This window comes from Acinetobacter terrae (assembly GCF_002135195.1).
GTDB classification, from domain to species: domain Bacteria; phylum Pseudomonadota; class Gammaproteobacteria; order Pseudomonadales; family Moraxellaceae; genus Acinetobacter; species Acinetobacter terrae.
The window spans coordinates 20,539-38,729 of sequence record NZ_NEGF01000015.1 but is presented as its reverse complement, the minus strand read 5'-3'; the positions used below and the strand labels follow the sequence as shown (position 1 = coordinate 38,729).

Annotated in this window: 17 protein-coding genes; 8 read left to right on the top strand and 9 right to left on the bottom strand. The window is 40.8% G+C overall.

The window, feature by feature from the left end:
- Positions 1 to 48 precede the first annotated feature (48 nt).
- The 3 genes from tuf to rimI all read left to right on the top strand — a co-directional run bounded on the left by tuf (position 49) and on the right by rimI (position 2,996).
- Complete coding sequence (gene tuf / locus B9T23_RS14555; RefSeq protein WP_086194597.1) at positions 49 to 1,239, top strand: elongation factor Tu; 1,191 nt, start codon at positions 49 to 51, stop codon at positions 1,237 to 1,239.
- 308 nt (positions 1,240 to 1,547) lie between these two features.
- Complete coding sequence (locus B9T23_RS14550) at positions 1,548 to 2,429, top strand: metal-dependent hydrolase (RefSeq protein ID WP_086194596.1); 882 nt, start codon at positions 1,548 to 1,550, stop codon at positions 2,427 to 2,429.
- A gap of 105 nt (positions 2,430 to 2,534) precedes the next feature.
- The gene (gene rimI, locus B9T23_RS14545; RefSeq protein WP_086194595.1) at positions 2,535 to 2,996 is read left to right on the top strand and encodes a ribosomal protein S18-alanine N-acetyltransferase; all 462 of its coding nucleotides are present in this window, start codon (positions 2,535 to 2,537) and stop codon (positions 2,994 to 2,996) included.
- 6 nt (positions 2,997 to 3,002) lie between these two features.
- Here rimI and B9T23_RS14540 read toward each other — a convergent pair whose 3' ends face one another.
- From B9T23_RS14540 to trxB, 3 genes are all read right to left on the bottom strand, one after another.
- A complete protein-coding gene (locus tag B9T23_RS14540) occupies positions 3,003 to 3,818 on the bottom strand; it encodes an arginyltransferase (protein WP_067723886.1) in 816 nt (271 codons plus the stop codon).
- A gap of 20 nt (positions 3,819 to 3,838) precedes the next feature.
- Positions 3,839 to 4,570, bottom strand: coding sequence for a leucyl/phenylalanyl-tRNA--protein transferase (aat, locus tag B9T23_RS14535; RefSeq protein WP_086194594.1), 732 nt, complete (start codon positions 4,568 to 4,570; stop codon positions 3,839 to 3,841).
- A 105-nt stretch (positions 4,571 to 4,675) separates the two neighbouring features.
- Positions 4,676 to 5,632 (bottom strand): thioredoxin-disulfide reductase, encoded by a 957-nt coding sequence (trxB, locus tag B9T23_RS14530; protein ID WP_067723888.1) that lies wholly within the window; start codon positions 5,630 to 5,632, stop codon positions 4,676 to 4,678.
- A gap of 286 nt (positions 5,633 to 5,918) precedes the next feature.
- Here trxB and B9T23_RS14525 point away from each other — a divergent pair, with 286 nt between their 5' ends.
- The gene (locus B9T23_RS14525) at positions 5,919 to 8,984 is read left to right on the top strand and encodes a DNA translocase FtsK (RefSeq protein WP_086194632.1); all 3,066 of its coding nucleotides are present in this window, start codon (positions 5,919 to 5,921) and stop codon (positions 8,982 to 8,984) included.
- 148 nt (positions 8,985 to 9,132) lie between these two features.
- On the top strand, positions 9,133 to 10,038 hold the full coding sequence (locus B9T23_RS14520; RefSeq protein ID WP_213033044.1) for an AEC family transporter: 906 nt from the start codon (positions 9,133 to 9,135) through the stop codon (positions 10,036 to 10,038).
- 77 nt (positions 10,039 to 10,115) lie between these two features.
- Here the strand turns inward: B9T23_RS14520 and B9T23_RS14515 are convergent, their stop codons facing one another.
- From B9T23_RS14515 to B9T23_RS14490, 6 genes are all read right to left on the bottom strand, one after another.
- Positions 10,116 to 10,403 carry a PA4642 family protein gene (locus B9T23_RS14515; protein ID WP_067723890.1) on the bottom strand — a complete coding sequence of 96 codons (288 nt, stop codon included), beginning with the start codon at positions 10,401 to 10,403 and terminating at the stop codon, positions 10,116 to 10,118.
- Between the two features lie 129 nt (positions 10,404 to 10,532).
- A complete protein-coding gene (gene minE / locus B9T23_RS14510; protein ID WP_067723891.1) occupies positions 10,533 to 10,805 on the bottom strand; it encodes a cell division topological specificity factor MinE in 273 nt (90 codons plus the stop codon).
- Positions 10,806 to 10,808: 3 nt separating this feature from the next.
- Complete coding sequence (gene minD, locus B9T23_RS14505; protein ID WP_067723892.1) at positions 10,809 to 11,621, bottom strand: septum site-determining protein MinD; 813 nt, start codon at positions 11,619 to 11,621, stop codon at positions 10,809 to 10,811.
- Positions 11,622 to 11,687: 66 nt separating this feature from the next.
- Positions 11,688 to 12,419: a septum site-determining protein MinC gene (minC, locus tag B9T23_RS14500; RefSeq protein WP_067723893.1), complete on the bottom strand. Its 732-nt coding sequence runs from the start codon at positions 12,417 to 12,419 to the stop codon at positions 11,688 to 11,690.
- Between the two features lie 121 nt (positions 12,420 to 12,540).
- The gene (locus tag B9T23_RS14495; protein WP_086194592.1) at positions 12,541 to 13,593 is read right to left on the bottom strand and encodes a hypothetical protein; all 1,053 of its coding nucleotides are present in this window, start codon (positions 13,591 to 13,593) and stop codon (positions 12,541 to 12,543) included.
- A gap of 19 nt (positions 13,594 to 13,612) precedes the next feature.
- Positions 13,613 to 14,536, bottom strand: a complete 924-nt coding sequence (locus tag B9T23_RS14490) for an acyltransferase (RefSeq protein WP_086194591.1) — start codon at positions 14,534 to 14,536, stop codon at positions 13,613 to 13,615.
- A 245-nt stretch (positions 14,537 to 14,781) separates the two neighbouring features.
- Between B9T23_RS14490 and B9T23_RS14485 the strand changes: the two genes are divergently transcribed.
- The 3 genes from B9T23_RS14485 (at position 14,782) to dut (ending at position 18,068) form a co-directional block, all read left to right on the top strand.
- Positions 14,782 to 15,414, top strand: a complete 633-nt coding sequence (locus B9T23_RS14485; protein WP_086194590.1) for an OmpA family protein — start codon at positions 14,782 to 14,784, stop codon at positions 15,412 to 15,414.
- A 126-nt stretch (positions 15,415 to 15,540) separates the two neighbouring features.
- Complete coding sequence (rep, locus tag B9T23_RS14480) at positions 15,541 to 17,580, top strand: DNA helicase Rep (protein WP_086194589.1); 2,040 nt, start codon at positions 15,541 to 15,543, stop codon at positions 17,578 to 17,580.
- 35 nt (positions 17,581 to 17,615) lie between these two features.
- Positions 17,616 to 18,068, top strand: coding sequence for a dUTP diphosphatase (dut, locus tag B9T23_RS14475; RefSeq protein ID WP_067723898.1), 453 nt, complete (start codon positions 17,616 to 17,618; stop codon positions 18,066 to 18,068).
- The last annotated feature ends 123 nt before the right edge of the window (positions 18,069 to 18,191 follow it).

Below are 18,191 nucleotides of genomic sequence, written 5' to 3'. Positions count from 1 at the left end.
TCGCTTATGGAGTTTTCCCTCCATAAGCAGTTTAAAAAGGAAGATCTCATGGCTAAGGCTAAGTTCGAACGTAATAAACCACACGTAAACGTGGGCACAATTGGTCACGTCGACCATGGTAAAACAACTTTAACTGCTGCAATTGCAACAATTTGTGCAAAAAATTACGGCGGTGAAGCTAAAGATTACGCAGCAATTGACTCTGCACCAGAAGAAAAAGCACGTGGTATTACCATTAATACTTCACACGTAGAATACGATTCTCCGATTCGTCACTACGCGCACGTAGACTGTCCAGGTCACGCCGATTATGTTAAAAACATGATCACTGGTGCTGCTCAAATGGACGGCGCGATCCTTGTATGTGCTGCGACTGATGGTCCTATGCCACAGACTCGTGAACACATCCTTCTTTCTCGCCAGGTTGGTGTACCTTACATTCTTGTATTCCTTAACAAGTGTGACCTTGTTGATGACGAAGAATTGCTTGAATTGGTAGAAATGGAAGTTCGTGAACTTCTTTCTACTTATGACTTCCCAGGTGATGACACTCCAATCATCCGTGGTTCAGCGCTTGCTGCACTTAATGGTGACCAAGGTCAGTATGGCGAACCTGCTGTAATCGAATTGGTTGCTGCGCTTGATTCTTACATTCCTGAACCAGAACGTGCGATCGACAAAGCATTCTTGATGCCAATCGAAGATGTATTCTCTATCTCTGGTCGTGGTACTGTGGTAACTGGTCGTGTTGAATCAGGTATCGTTAAAGTAGGCGAGTCTGTAGAAATCGTTGGTATTAAAGATACTGTTGTAACTACAGTAACTGGCGTAGAAATGTTCCGTAAATTGCTTGACGAAGGTCGTGCTGGCGAGAACTGTGGTGTTCTTCTACGTGGTACTAAACGTGAAGACGTTCAACGTGGTCAAGTACTTGCTAAACCAGGTACAATCAAGCCGCATACTAAATTCGACGCAGAAGTATACGTACTTTCTAAAGAAGAGGGTGGTCGTCATACACCATTCCTTAACGGTTACCGTCCACAATTCTATTTCCGTACCACTGACGTAACTGGCGCAATCCAATTACAGGAAGGCGTGGAAATGGTTATGCCGGGTGACAACGTTGAAATGTCAGTAGAACTAATTCACCCAATCGCAATGGACCCAGGTCTACGTTTTGCGATCCGTGAAGGTGGTCGTACAGTTGGTGCTGGTGTTGTTGCTAAAGTAACTGCATAAGTATTGATTGTGTGAAAAAAGCGCTCCTTTGGGGGCGCTTTTTTTATGCATGATGATTTTTTAGATGGGTTTCTTGCGTCGAAATAAAGTAGTGCTTTATTCCCTTGCATCGTAAAAAAGATTTCACTCATTATTCTTTTCCCTTGCGTCCAAATAAAGCAGTGCTTTATTTTTCCTCATGTCCTTAACTGATATTTTCCTGACCTTATCTGCACTTATAGCAAGTTTTTAAATACGTAATATAAGAATGAAGAAAAACAAACATAAGTGAATTAGCAACATTGTATTGCTAGATAGGAGTAAGAGTCATGAATGCCAAGGTTAATATTACCAATCGTGCCGGTGCGAGCTTTCCTGTTCGCCGAATGAATTTCGATTTTAATAACGTGCCAGAATACTGGATGAATGGTTCAGTGGGATTGACGCATTTTATGACTGCGCTTTCTGCTTTGTTCCCAGCGGGCGAAAAGTTTTTTATTGATAGTGTTCGGGCCGTTCGCAACCATCCAGCGATTAAAGAAAATCAGGAATTACAAAAAGAAATTAGTGCTTTTATTGGGCAAGAAGCCATGCATACTCAGGAGCATGTGGGTTTTAATGCAGCTGCGCAGCGTTATGGTCATGATGTTGATACGTTGGATAAACATACTGACACCGTGATTCAAACTGCACGTAAAGTATTTGCATTAGTCGGTAAACCGTTTGGTATTACTCAGGAAATGGTCGATTTAACCGCAACCACCGCACTTGAGCATTTTACAGCGACCATTGCATCACAATTGCTGACCAATCAGAATATTCAGGAATTGATGCAAGATGAAACCATGAAAACCATGTGGCTATGGCATGCCATTGAAGAAAACGAGCATAAAGCTGTAGCTTATGATGTATTTGAAGGCGTATTTGGTAAAGGCTTGAAGTCTTATCTGTTACGTACCAGTTCACTTGTGGCGGCTATGATAACGTTGTTCTTTGTGCAAAATTACTTCTTATTGCGTCTATTGCGACAAGATCAACAGTTGAGTTTTGACTCAATCAAAAGCATTTATGAGTATGCCTATAGTCCATCCAAAGGCATTATTACTAGTATGGGTAAGGAAATATTGGCTTATTTTAAACCGGGTTTTCATCCGAATGATTTAGATAGCGGCAGTTTATTGGCGACCTGGAAAGCTAAATTAGGTTTTTAAGGCCTTTTGACTCTTTGGGCAATTGATATTGCCCTTTTTTTTACTCGATTTTTTATGCAAAGTTCCTATAATGCGAAGCTTCTGTTATTTAAAAGATGAACGAAGATGATTCGTTTGATGCAAAAAGCGGATGTAAGCCGCGTCATGCAAATTGAGCAATTAGTACAAACCCATCCATGGACAGCAAAACAGTTTGAGGAATCCATTGATTCTTATCTCAGTACCGTGATTGAGCAGCAAGGACAGGTGGTTGGTTTTTGTATCTTGCAACCGGTGTTAGATGAAGCCAATCTTCTACTGATGGCAATTCATCCAAGCCAACAGGGCAAAGGGTTAGGCTTTCAATTATTTGAAGCTTCAATTGCGCAATTGAAAAATAATCCGCTGCAAATTTTCTTGGAAGTGCGAGAAAGTAATCTAGCTGCAATTGCACTGTATGAAAAAGCCGGTTTTCATCAAATTGATTTACGTAAAAATTATTATCCAAAACCAGACGGCTCTCGCGAGCATGCCATTATTATGGTGAAATCATGCAGTGATGATTTTTCACAGCTTTTTAAATCATAAGTCATGTTATTTGATAATTGGGTTATTCCATCCAGAGGGCAATGTGGTCATCAGGGAGTTTCCCAATTGTTGAATTTCTTCTGGATTGAGCAGGCGATTTAAACGTCGCCATTGCCCATCAATCAATAGCTCTAAAGGCACATATTGAGATTTATAATTCATTTTATTGGAATGTGGCACCCAGTAACCTAAATAGACATAAGGTAAACCTAAAGCTTTAGCATGTTCAATTTGCTTAAGTACCGCAAATACACCGAGTGAGCGTCGATTTTCATCAGGATCAAAAAATGTATAGACCGCAGAAACCCCATCATCTAAAGGATCACAACTCGAAACGCTAATCAGTTTGTCGTCTTTCCAGAATTCTAGAAAAAAACTGTCCGTGCAGCTATGCACTAAAAATTTTTCGAATTGATCTAAGCTGGGTGGGAACATATCACCATCGGCATGACGCTCATTGATATAGCGTTCATATAAGGCATAATGAATTTCGGATGCATCCGCAGAGCGAGTGATTTTAACGGTCAGGTCTTGATTACGTTTCCATGCCTTTTTCTGCGTACTGTTCATGTGAAATTCAGCGACAGGGACACGACTGGATAAGCATTGGCGGCATAAGTGACATTCTGGACGATAGACAAAATCTCCACTGCGACGAAATCCCAAACGAGAAAGTTCAGATAAACTGACCACATCAATTCGATGGGCAGGATCTAAAAAGACCATCCGCGCTGATTTATTTTCCAGGTAACTACAGCTATGCGGTGGCGTAATATAATACTGTAAATCATTCAGTAGGGACTTTGGGTGATACGAATTCATAGCAAGATCCCTCTTTATTGTCATTCAATTAATCGTGCGTGTTGCGCTATTGTTTTACTTGAAAATACACCCTCTTGATATTTTTTCCAATCTATAGATGGCTGTTTAACAACATCTTGTAACGAATTAAGATACGCTTGGCGAGAAATTGTACAGGCACCCAAGCTCAAAAGGTGATCATTGACCAGTTGGCAATCAATCCAAGGTAAATCATTTTCCTGACCAAGCAGCATTAAAGTATAAAAAGCCATTTTTGAAACATCAGTTTGGGTGCTAAACATCGATTCGCCAAAACAGCCATGTCCAATGGTCACGCCATACAAACCACCGACAATTTTGCCTTCATCCCATACCTCAATACTATACCCATAGCCAGCATCAAATAATTGGCAATATCCATCAATAATATCTTCAGATATCCAGGTATCTTCAGCATAACTACGCGGTAGGGAGCAGGAACGAATCACTTGTTCAAAAGCATGATTAATCGTGATTTTATAATCAGATTTTTTCATATTACGGACTAGCGACTTGCTTGGGTGGTAATCTTTGGGGCGAATAATGCAACGCGGTTCAGGGCTCCACCAACAAATCGGTTCACCCTCACTAAACCATGGAAACAAACCATGGGTATAAGCTTCAAAAAGCGTAGAAGGGGAGAGGTCGGCACCTATGCAAATTAACCCCTGATCATCGGGATCAGCTTCGATGGGATCGGGGAAAATGAATTCTGAGGGTGCTAATGGATGCATGGGATTCAGCCTGAACGAGAAGAGCAACGTGCGATATGCATTGATGATTTTTATCATACAAAAAAAACCGCCCAGAGAAGGACGGTTTTTTTTGTTTAGATAAAATTATTCACCTAAAGCATCAAGATATTTTTCAGCATCAAGTGCAGCCATACAGCCTGAACCTGCCGAAGTAATCGCTTGACGGTAAACACTGTCAGCAATATCACCCGCAGCAAATACACCCGGAACAGATGCAGCAGTCGCATTACCTGCCGTGCCGCTTTGAACCTGAATATAACCATCACGCAGGTTCAACTGACCTTCAAACATGCCGCTATTCGGTTTATGACCAATCGCTACAAATAAGCCAGTAACTTCTACATCTTGTTTAGAGCCATCTTGGGTAGATTGCAGGCGAACTGCAGTTACACCTGACTTGCTGTCACCGAGAACCTCATCTACTTGATGATTCCATATGATGCTGATTTTGCCTTCTTTCTCTTTTTCGAACAGATGATCCTGAAGAATTTTTTCTGAACGCAAAGAGTCACGACGGTGAACTAAAGTCACGTGTGAAGCAATGTTGGATAGATAAAGTGCTTCTTCAACCGCAGTATTACCACCACCCACAACCATAACTTTTTGGTTTTTGTAGAAGAAACCGTCACAGGTTGCACAGGCACTTACACCTTGACCCATAAATGCAGCTTCAGATTCAAGACCTAAGTATTGGGCAGTTGCACCTGTTGCAATAATCAGGGCATCACAGGTGAACTCTTCCATATCGCCTTTCAGAACGAATGGACGAACGCTTAAATCAACTTCGTTGATATGGTCATAGACAATGTCAGTACCAAAGCGTTCAGCATGCGCTTGCATACGTTCCATGAGTGCAGGACCTGTTAGACCTTCAGGGTCGCCGGGCCAGTTGTCGACTTCAGTTGTTGTGGTCAACTGACCACCCAATTGTAAACCGGCAATCAGCGTTGGCTTTAAGTTGGCACGTGCAGCATATACAGCTGCGCTATAACCAGCAGGGCCTGAACCTAGAATAATCAAACGTGAGTGACGAGCGCTCATTCGCGGCATCCTTTTTTTATTTAAAAATTTGTGAAATTATACGTGAAACTCTATAACAGTTGTGTGAGTTCGATGTCGATATTATTGATCATTCAAATCGATTTGAGCTATATACAATAAAGACGCTGTGCTAGATACTCAATTCATAGGATTTGTATCAACAGCCTATACATAATATTGCATCTTTTTTCTTGGAACGGGTGCATAATATCGGGTTTAATTGCGAAACTATTTTGTCTTAGTTTCTTACAAAAACATGAATGAAAAATTGGTTACAGGACAGTATATGACTGCGGTGTCGAGTGCTTATGCACAGCGCTTAATAATGACATTATTTTTAGTCTCTTTTGGAATTTATTTATTCCTTGCAACAGTGACTTATACGCCATTTGATCCAGGCTGGATGCATATTTCCAGTGATACACAGCAGGTTTCAAATGCCAGTGGTGTTGCAGGCGCGTGGATCGCAGATTTACTGTTCGGTTTTTTAGGCTGGGCAAGTTTACTCATTCCAATCTTTTTATTCGTTGAGGCGATTCAGGTCTGGTGGCCGTATAGCTTTTTGAATAAACCTTTTCGATATTCTGCACAGTTCTTTATTTTACTGGCGACAGCAAGTTTATTGTATTTGTATTGGCAAGTGCCTGCCGACACTTTAGACAATTCATCGGGCGGTATTATTGGGTATGAACTGGGTCAAAGCCTGTCTCAAATTTTAACGATTTATGGCGCAACCCTCTTTCTTGTGGTGTTTTGGGTGGTTTTATTTACCCTGTCATTTGGTGTGAAGTGGAATAAAACATGGATCACACTGAAAGCCACACCTGCTTATTTACAAGATTTATTTTATAAAAATGTCCCGGAAACCGAGTCTGCATTTGATCGCACAACACCTGAAGTCAAAAAATCAGTGGCGAGTGCCAAGCAAAAAACTGCAGTAGAAAGCGTAACACCTGCTCCAGAACATCGTGAAGTTCAAGACACATCACCTGTGGTGCGAGATCAGGCTGCAGAGCGCCTGTTCAATGACATGGTTGAAAAAGAACATTATGCACAGCAACAGCTCATTGATGCTGAAAATGAAGCGGAATTCGAACAGGTCTTAGAAAAAGCCCATCGCCTAGAACAAAATACTCGACGTTCGGTAGCGACAGGTGAAGTTTGGCGTGCCTTAAACTCAGATGAAAATCAAAAACATAAACAAGATATTGACGCTTTATTAAAAGCTGCAGAAGAATCTGAACTACATACACCGCATGATCATTTTAAAGCCTTTGTTGATGAGCAACCTGTAGCAACGACTCCCCAGACTGCTAAACAAAATCTGGATTGGGATGATGATGAAATCTTTGATGAATTGCTTGCTGCGGTTCCAAATGGAAAAACAGCCACTGATGTGCATACACCATTTAATCATGTAGAGACTGAACAAGCGCCATCACCTGTTGAAGAAAAAATTGTAATCGCATTATCTCCAATGGCAGCTTCACCATTGATACATACGACACCTAAGAATTCGGCTTTAGATGACGATTTTGATGGACTCGATGATCTGTTGGTGGATGATTTGTTAATTGATGAAATTGAAGAGCCGACTCCAGTGCGCACGACTAGCAGTTATGCGCAATCATCCGCATTCGTCAGTAGCGAAATAAAAACCCAGATTCAGCAACCGATCATTTCAGAAGATGAAAAAGCTTTAATTGCATCGAATAAAGATGTGTTTCGTGAAGTTTGGCAGGAAACTGCAGGCAAACCCGTCGAAGCTGACGAACCCATTGAGGATGACTTCGATTTTGATGCGCCATTAACCGATGCATCAGGTCGTCCAATGTCACTTGCGATGCAAGTGGCTGCACGTCGTAAAGATTTGTCACCCCTACCGGGACTGGATTTACTGGATAAAGTTGATCCGAATAAAAAAGTCAATTTTACTGCCGAACAGTTAGCCCGTTTATCTGAACTTTTAGAGATTAAACTACAAGAGTTTAACGTCAAAGCCAAAGTTATAGAAGCACAGCCGGGGCCTGTGGTGACGCGTTTTGAGCTAGATTTGGCACCCGGAGTGAAAGCCTCTAAAGTGACCAATATCTCACGTGACTTGGCGCGTTCAATGTCGATGGCATCGGTGCGTGTGGTCGAGGTGATTCCAGGTAAACCGTATATCGGGATTGAAGTGCCGAATAGCACACGTGAAATGGTGCGTCTGATCGAGTTGTTGACCATTCCTGCCTTTACCGATCCAAATAGCATTCTTTCGATGGCGATGGGTAAAGATATTTCGGGTAATCCAGTCATTGCTGATTTGGGTAAAGCACCGCATATGCTGGTCGCAGGAACAACCGGTTCAGGTAAATCTGTGGCAGTGAACTCGATGATTTTATCGATGCTGTTGAAATATACGCCAGATCAGTTACGTTTAATTTTGATTGACCCGAAACAGCTGGAGCTTGCCAACTATAACGATATTCCTCATTTGCTCACTCCAGTCGTGACGGACATGAAAGATGCAGTGAATGCATTGAACTGGTGTGTCAATGAAATGGAACGTCGCTACAAGCTGATGTCTTATTTGAAAATCCGTAAATTGAGTGACTATAACCGTAAGGTCGAGGAAGCGATTGCCATTGGTGAGGATTTAATTGATCCAACATGGAAAGCCAGTGACTCGGTTGTAGGGGAGCGTGCACCACGTTTAACGCCATTACCATCCATTGTGATTGTTGCCGACGAATTTGCCGACATGATTATGCAGGTGGGCAAAAAAGCTGAAGAAATGATTACCCGTTTGGCACAAAAATCTCGTGCAGCTGGTATTCATTTACTGCTTGCGACACAACGTCCATCGGTCGACGTGATCACAGGTTTGATTAAAGCCAATATTCCAACCCGTGTGGCTTTGCGTGTAAACAGTAAAATCGACTCGCGTACCATTCTGGATGCCGGTGGTGCAGAGGACCTGTTGGGTCATGGTGATATGCTGTTCCTTGGACCAGGTAAAATTGAGCCTGAACGTGTGCATGGTGCTTTCATTTCAGATGATGAAGTGAACAATATTTGTGATGCATGGCGTGAACGTGCTGCTCCGAATTATGTCGATGAAATTCTAACGCCTTATGATGAAGAACCGACTTCGCGTGGTTTTGAAGATGGTGATGGTGGTTCGGATCGTGACGCCTTGTATGATCAATGTGTATCCTTTGTTCTGGAAACACGTAAGGCTTCAACCTCGTCGTTACAGCGTAAATTTAGCCTCGGTTATAATCGTGCTGCACGTATCATTGACCAGATGGAAGAAAATGGGATTGTCAGTGGCATGGGTGCCAACGGTAAACGTGACATTTTAGTCTAAATGTTCATACTGAGAAAAAGGCCTGCATAAGCAGGCCTTTTTCTGGACATTAAAAATATATATTTTTAAAGTTACATGAATATTTATTGAAAATGATAAAGATGATTCACGTCATGCAGTGAAAATACAATTTAGGGATGAAGAGTAGATAATGAATGTTGTGATGGCTTCGTTTCCATTAATTATTTTAATTGCAATGGGTTATATCTTTAAACGGATACGGTTCTTAACGGATGAATTCTGGCGTGGCGCTGAAAAACTGAATTATTTGATTTTATTTCCGGTATTACTTTTTAATAATCTTGCTTATATAAAATTGGAATTGGCAACGATTACTCAGGTGTTATTGGCCTTATTTATCATCATAATAATAAGTGCTTTAACGCTGTGGATGGCGAGGCTGTTTTTTCATATCCCGATCGCGCGTTTTGGCGTGTATATACAAAGCCAAATTCGCTTTAATACCTATATTGGTTTATCCATTATGTCTTTGCTGTTTGGCGCTCAAGGCATGCAAATGTTTGCCATGATGATTGCACTGGCAATTCCTTTGGTGAATGTGATTTCAGTGCTGGCTTTTTCGCAAGGGCAGGGTTTAAAACCTACCCAGATTCTATTTTCTTTGATGAAAAATCCCTTGATCTTGGGTTGTCTGGTTGGAATTATTTTTAATCTGCTACAACTGTCATTATTTTCTGGTTTGGAACAACTGGTTAAAATTTTAGCCAGTATGAGCCTACCATTGGGATTGATTTGTGTCGGGGCGGCTTTGCAGTTTGCAGAACTGAAACATGATTATTCAAGATTATTGTTGAATACTTTAGGGCGTTTGATTGTGATGCCATGTTTGGCTTATTTGATTTGTTATGTGCTGAATTTGAATCAGTTTGAAACGATTATTTTAGTGGTGTTCTTTGCTTTGCCAACGGCATCGGCATCCTATATTTTAACGCGCTATTTTAATGGCGATAGCCAACTGATGGCGGGAGTGATTAGTTTGCAAACGCTATGCTTTGCAGTGACTTTTCCTGTATTGATGATATTGCTTTTTTAACATACCGATATAATTTTGTCATAAAAAAAGCCTGTCTGTTTGAATAAAACGGACAGGCTTTTTTCTATTTTTTAAAATTATGCAAACTTAGCAAGAACTTCTAAAAATCCATCACGTTGGCGAGGATATTCAGCAATCACATCATGAATACGTTGGCCTTCAGGATTGGTTGCATTAACATCACGCCCATCGGCAACAAATTGCGTCAATAAGCGCTCATAGTCATTTGGACGCATATGTTTGAATGCGTGATAAAGCACATGAAAATCGGCATTCACACCTGCAGGAGGAAGCTGTGTTAAATAGGCAAATACACGCTCATCTGACCATTCTTCATTGAACGTTGCTGGCTGAGATAATGCCATCGCAAACTCCTTGGTAAACTGAATAAAATAAAAAAGGCAAAATAACTTTTGGCAGGAGAAAGCAATACTTTCCTAAACCTGCCTCATATTTTGCCTTGATTCAATATGCTTGACTAATCAGAATTCAGATTATCGCTCTTCAGGCAAATTGATATTCATTTCTAACATTTCGATGTTTGCTTCAGAACGAACCGACATTTGAATATGCTGTTCATCCACACCACGAACATAACGATTGACCACCTGCATGATTTCTTTCTTCATTTGGTCAATTTTGTCTTGGCTTAAGCGTTTACCTAAACCTTGCTCAGAGGCAACAATTACTTTTAAGCGGTCTTTAGCAGTTCGTGCGCTTGAAGGTTTATCATCGTTGCTGAATAATTTACTCCAGAATCCTGCCATTTTTTACGCTCCAAATAATCGTGCTAACCAACCCTTAGGTTTTACCGAAATATGACGGTAAGGACGCTCTTCACCCAAGAAGCGTGCTACAAGGTCATCATAAGCCTGGCCTGCTGATTCTTCAGTAAAGAGAATTACAGGTTTACCTTCGTTTGATGCTTGTAAAACGCTTGGACACTCAGGAATGACACCGAGTGTAGGTACACGTAAAATATCTTTAGAAATATCGTCAATCGTTAACATTTCTTGTTTATCAGCACGTTCAGGGTTGAAGCGTGTAATACACAAATGTTTACGGATGCGACCTTCGTTTTGTTCTACTTTTTTGGTTTTGCTGTCGAGCATCCCAATAATACGGTCAGAGTCACGTACTGAAGAAATTTCAGGATTGGTCACAATGATCGCTTCATCAGCATGGTACATCGCCATGATTGCACCGCGCTCGATACCCGCAGGTGAGTCACAAATAATGTAATCGAATTCTTGCGAAAGCTCATCCATTACACGTGCCACACCTTCATCGGTCAAGGCATCTTTATCACGAGTTTGTGATGCAGGTAGGATGTATAGGTTTTCAATATCTTTATCGCGAATCAGTGCTTGTTGAAGTCGAGCTTCATTATTTAATACATTCACAAAATCATAAACAACGCGACGTTCACAACCCATAATTAAATCTAGGTTACGTAAACCCACGTCAAAATCGATCACAACAGTTTTGTGACCGCGAAGGGCTAAACCTGTTGCAAAAGATGCACTAGTCGTAGTTTTACCTACACCACCTTTGCCTGATGTTACGACAACAATTTTCGCCACCGAATCCACTCCTGTTATGGTTCAAATCCCCTTTTAGATATGGGACTTATGGTGTTTATTTATACATTAAAATTCGAGAACTTCAAAGACAAGTTCTTGTTGATCATTCAAGTAAATATGTACAGCTTTTTTGAGGACATGCTGTGGGATGTCATCTGCTACACAATATGTACCTGCAATCGATACCAGTTCTGCTTCCAGGGAATGGCAGAAAATACGTGCTGCACTGTTCCCGCCGGCGCCGGCGATGACTCTACCACGGGCGCTACCATAAATATGTATATTTCCTGAAGCAATGACTTCAGAACCACTGTTAATTCCTGCATTGAGAATAATATCGCCATGATTTTGGACAAGACATTGACCTGTGCGCAAAATTTCATCGTGATAAGAGGTCACATGACTCACCACACGGGCAGGTTTTGCCTCTACTTCCTCTGATTTTTCCACTTCATCACTGGTAGTTTCAGGTTCTACTTCAACCACTTGTTCTTTAGTCGGTTTAACACGTTGCAATGGTTTAGTGTCTGAAGGCAGAACAGGGAATTGAATTGCGCGAGCTTGATCAGCGAGTAAACCTTCAGTCACCGCCATAGGCTGTACTTCCAGGCTGATCAATAATTGAATTAAGGCAATAAGTTCTTGTTCAACTGAACTTTCAATCACAACTAATGTACCCGGTGGAAATGCTTTTTGGAGCATCGGCGCGAGTTGCTGGCGGATTGCATCATGATCATTGGTATCTAAGATAATGCGAATCGCATTGACCATTCTGCCTTTTATCCGTATATCAGCCATAATTATTCCTTAATACTTCTGACTCATTCATTTTATGTCGAAGTGATGTTGTAAATAGAGCAAATCCTAGAACAAATTGAATGATTTCTCTAGCGACGTTTTAAATATTTTTATCTGATGATCATTCTTTAACTTGATCATGTTGTTCCAGCATTTGTTGCCATTGTTTTACTTTAACCTGTTGGCGAATCGCCTCTAAGCTTTCAAAAACGGCAGACTCAACCAGTTTTTCAACATGGGTATTATTTTCAAACTGTATTTGACTGATTTTATTTGAAATTTCTAAATAAGCCAGATTTTCTTTATTTTTATTATTTTGAGCGAATGGTTCAATCAGACCTTGGGTAATATTTTCACCCAAACGCTGCCCAATACTTTGGATTTGTTGTTCTATACGTCCACCGACAATTGGAATTAAACGTAATAATTGTGTTAATTCGGGCGTATCTTCAATGGCCTGATTGACAATACTGCCGACATTTTTTGCAATGGTCACTCTTTGTGCCTGTAACTCTTTGCCCAACGATTCTTGCAAAATATCGGCAAGGGCAGTGGCGAACATTTCACGGTGATGGGAAACTAAATCTTCAATCAGTTTTTTATGCGTGGTACTAGTAGAAAGTTCGTGTTTTATACTGTCTAAAACTGTAATGACAATGCGACTGGTCAGTTCTTCGAGCAGCAGATGATAATAAAACTTGGCGCGCTTATACCAACTGTTCGGAATCACTTTATAGCCATGTTCATGCAGATTGTAGGCGATCGAACCGGCACGTAATAAACGCAAAAAACGCAGTTGCGGAATAATCGACAGAATTTCGTACCAATGAATAAAAGGAAAGAAAAACCAACGTTTATGATGCTGCCCGATGATGGCAATTCCCCAACGGATCAGCAATTCAATCACCAAAAAACTGGTAAACCAACTTTCGGTAATAATCACCCAAGGACGTAATTCTGACCGATAAAACTGCAATAGTTCAGGAAGATGAATGAAGCTAAATAACCAGCCACCAAAATCACTCATCAGGATGGCATTGGCACTTAAGCAGAACAAGTTGATGATGATCAGAACCATCATGAAAATGTCATAGCACAGTGCAACTTTCCAGCCCCAAGAGTCTTTTTTCACGAAATGAAAAGTTGGCTTGGCTATTTTGTCATTTTGCTTCATTGTCTTCCTTAAATGCTATTTATGCTTTTGCAGCCAAGTCTTGCTTCATGCGTTCAATCAGTTGATCTTTCTCGGTCCATAATTCATGCACCCATTGCTGAAAGTGTTCACGATATTCGGCATCATCTTCATAATTACCGCCTAACACCCAACTTGGAATATCTATTTTACGCAGATTGACTGCAATACGATTGACATCTCCTAACCAAAAATCGCCATAGCCTGGTGCACCATCAGGATAAACAATGGTCATATCCACCAAGGCATCAATTTTGTCACCTAAAATATTTAAGGCCAAAGCTAAACCGCCCGCTTTAGGTTTGAGTAGATTTTTATACGGTGATTGCTGTGCTGCATGCTTTTCTGGGGTGAAGCGGGTACCTTCTAAATAGTTTAGCAAGGTAAAAGGTTGACTTAATAATTGTTCACAGGCTTTGCGTGATTCTTCCATATCACGTTTTTTAAGCTCCGGATTTTTAGCAATTTGTTCTTTGCTATGACGTTTCATCATTGGAAAACCTAAAATTTTAAAGGCTTGTCCAACGAAAGGAATAAAGATCAGTTCCCACTTGGTAAAGAAACGGGTCAGGGGCATGCGGGTTAAACCAAAATATTGATTCACAGTGGTATCGACCCAACTTTGATGATTACAGGTCATCAGGTAACGACCCTGCATGCTCAGATCTAAATCGTCATCAATACTGATATCCCATTTTAAATGAGGTAAGACATGATCAATCAGCCAATTATTAACACTGAGCCAACTGTTGGTAATCTGAATATTAGTTTCATCAATTTTACGTGATTTTTTGACTAGTTTAGTCAATCCCAATGCGAGAACGGGAGGACCATGAAAAAAAGTACTTCCGCTCATCACGGATGCTACAGTTAATCCGCGAGATATTTTTTTTAATAGGGATTGTTTCTTGATTTGCGATGACATATAAGAACGGTCCTAAGATGAAGTCGTCTAATGTTTTTTCACCATTTAATATAATTGTAGAATTTGAAATAAAAAAGTCTATTCATGCAACTATGTAGAAATTGTGACTAAGATAGCTTGCTCATCAGCATAAAGTATTACAAAATGTAACTAAAGCTTTTATTATTTACAAAAAATCAATGGTATGCCCATTTTTTTTAATCCATCATTCCACTATACAACAAAACACAAGAAGGAGGCATGCGATGCGTGCACTAGTAATTTCAGCTGTAGTTGGGGCTTTGGCACTTTCGGGTTGTCAAAATATGGAATATGACAAAGCCGCAATTGGTACAGGTTTAGGTGCTTTATTGGGTGCTGGTATTGCATACTCTAATGCTGACAAAGATAAAATGGGTCAAGCTGCTGCCATTGGTGCGGTTGTTGGCGGTGGTGCAGGTTTACTTCTTGATAAGAAAGAAAAACGTCTTCGTCAAGAATTGGCTGGCACTGGCGTAGATGTAGGCCGTAATGCAGATGGTTCGATTAATCTTGTTATGCCAAGCGTAACATTTGCTACGAATTCTTCTACTATTCAATCACAGTTCCAGTCAGCGTTAAATGACGTTGCTAAAGTTCTTCGTGAAGATGGTACTGCAAGCAAATTAGCTTTGGTTATTCATGGTCATACAGACAATACCGGTACTGATGCAATCAATAACCCATTGTCTCAAAGCCGTGCGAACTCTGTGAAAAATTATTTAGCTTCACAAGGTATTTCAAGCTCACGCATGACAGCTAAAGGTTATGGTTCAACTTCTCCAATCGCTGATAACTCAACAGCTGCGGGTCGTGAACAAAACCGTCGTGTAGAAATTTCTGTTTACGAAACTAAATAAGTTTAGTTTTGTAATAAAAAAGCCACCTTCGGGTGGTTTTTTTATGAATGTCAAATCTGTATTTTAGGTTATGCAAGTTTGGTTTAGACGACTATAATCTAGCTCGAATCAAAACGAGGAAATACTATGTCGTCGGCAAGTCAACTCAATGACAAGCAACTTGAAGCCATGAAATACACTCAAGGACCCTTGTTAGTACTTGCAGGGGCAGGTTCAGGTAAAACGTCCGTTATTACGCGAAAAGTCGCACATTTGGTTCAGAACTGCGGTATTCCTGCACATCGCATTACGGCCATGACCTTTACCAATAAAGCTGCACGTGAAATGAAAGAGCGTGTCGGAAAATTATTATCTCGTGAAGAGGCCAAAGGTCTTTCTGTTTCAACCTTCCATACGTTTGGTCTGAATTTACTTCGTTTAGAAATTAAACATACCCCATTAAAAAATAATTTTTCAATTTTGGATGCCGATGATTGCAAGCGCATTCTTATGGACTTAATGCATCGTGATAATTTGTCAGGTGCAGAAAGTAAAGAGCTTATTGCCAAAGCCATGAAAATGATTTCGGACTGGAAAAATGACCTGATTCCACCCGAGCAAGCACATACCACCTGTGAGACAGCAGAAGACGTGCAATTTGCGCATTTGTATCAACTGTATGAGCGCAACTTGCGTGCCTATAACGCGGTAGATTTCGATGACTTGATCGTGATGCCAACACGTTTATTACAAGAAAATGCCGAAGTCCGCGATAAATGGCAGAACCGTGTCCGTTATCTGTTGGTCGACGAATATCAAGATACCAATACTGCGCAGTATATTTTGGTGAAATTACTTGTCGGGGTGATGGGACAATTCACCGCGGTTGGTGATGATGACCAGTCGATCTATGCATGGCGTGGTGCAAAGCCAGAAAATATGGCATTGTTGAAAGAAGATTTTCCGAATTTAAAAGTGATTAAACTCGAGCAAAATTATCGTTCGACCAGTCGTATTTTGAAAGCAGCCAATACCGTGATTGGTAACAATCCACATATTTTTGATAAAAAGCTCTGGTCTGATAAAGGTCATGGTGACGTGATTCGTGTCATTACCTGCCGTAATGATGATGATGAAGCAGAACGCGTAGTGAAAGACGTGATCACGCATAAATTGATGAATGGTAAAAACTGGAAAGATTATGCGATTTTATATCGCGGTAATTTCCAGGCCCGTGTTTTAGAAACCCAACTGCGCCAAATGCAAATTCCATATAAGTTGTCGGGTGGTCAGTCATTCTTTGGCCGTGCTGAAATCAAAGACATCATGAGTTATTTGCGCATCATCATTAATCCAGAAGATGACAGTGCATTCCTACGGATTATTAATACGCCAAAACGTGCGATTGGTCCGGTGACTTTAGAAAAGCTGGGATTATTCGCGCAAGAAAATCATTTGTCGTTATTAACCGCAGCGGGTGATCAGCGCTTGACCATGGTGATGCCGAAAAAGGCCACCACACAACTGGCAGAATTTGCCGATTTTATTGCTAACTTTACCCGTAACTTGCTCGAAGATGACGAGCCTGTGCCGATCATTCGTCAGATGATGCTTGAAGCCGGGTATATCGATTACATCAAAGAGCAGGCGGCAACACCAGCGCAAGAAAAAACCAAGATCGATAACATTGAAATCCTGTACAGCAGTATTCAAAGTTTGATTAATCGTGCTGAAGATGTCGATGAGAAAAACATTGAAAGCGTGATTCGTAAAATGGTGTTGCTGGATATGCTCGAGCAGCAGAAGGAAGAGGAAGATACCGACAAGGTTAACTTACTGACTTTGCATGCTTCAAAAGGTCTTGAATTCCCTTATGTGTATCTGATTGGTTTGGAAGAAGAATTATTACCGCATAAAAATTCCATTGCTGCGGAAACCGTTGAGGAAGAGCGCCGTTTGATGTACGTGGGAATCACTCGCGCACGCCAAGGCTTAACCATTACGCTAGCTGAACAGCGTAAAAATGGCGGTCAAATGAAGCAAATGACGCCAAGTCGTTTCCTCGATGAATTGCCGCAAGATGATTTGGACTGGCTGGGTCGCAAGAAAAAATTGGCAGGCAATATTGATCCAAAATTGCAAGCACAGCATTATCTCGAAAATTTACGTGCGCTGATTAAGCGTTAATACACTATTTAAACCATGCAATTAGGAAAGAACAGATGAAAGTTCAAGTTAAAGTACTCGATACACGTTTAGGCAGCCAATGGCCTATGCCAACCTATGCGACTTCGGGTTCGGCAGGTTTAGACTTGCGTGCTTGTGTAGAAGAAGCGACTGTAATTGAACCGGGTCAAACTGTATTGGTTAAAACAGGTTTGGCGATTTATATTGAAGATACAAACTTTGCAGGTTTGATTTTACCGCGTTCTGGCTTAGGACATAAACACGGGATTGTTCTGGGTAATCTTGTGGGCTTAATTGATTCAGATTACCAGGGTGAGTTGATGGTATCGGTTTGGAACCGTAGCCAAACCGCATTTACTTTAGAGCCAGGTGAGCGTTTGGCTCAATATGTGCTTGTTCCTGTAGTGCATGCTGAATTTGAACAAGTGGAAGAGTTTGTTGCCACTGAACGTGGTGCAGGCGGTTTTGGTCATACCGGTAAAGGCTAAACTGTAGATTGAGTTTAAAGAATTTATAACCTGATAAATGAACAGCAATAGTTGTTTTTTTATCAGGTTTTATTCTTTATTTTATAGCATGTTTATATTTGAAACTTTAATCATCTTTATAAT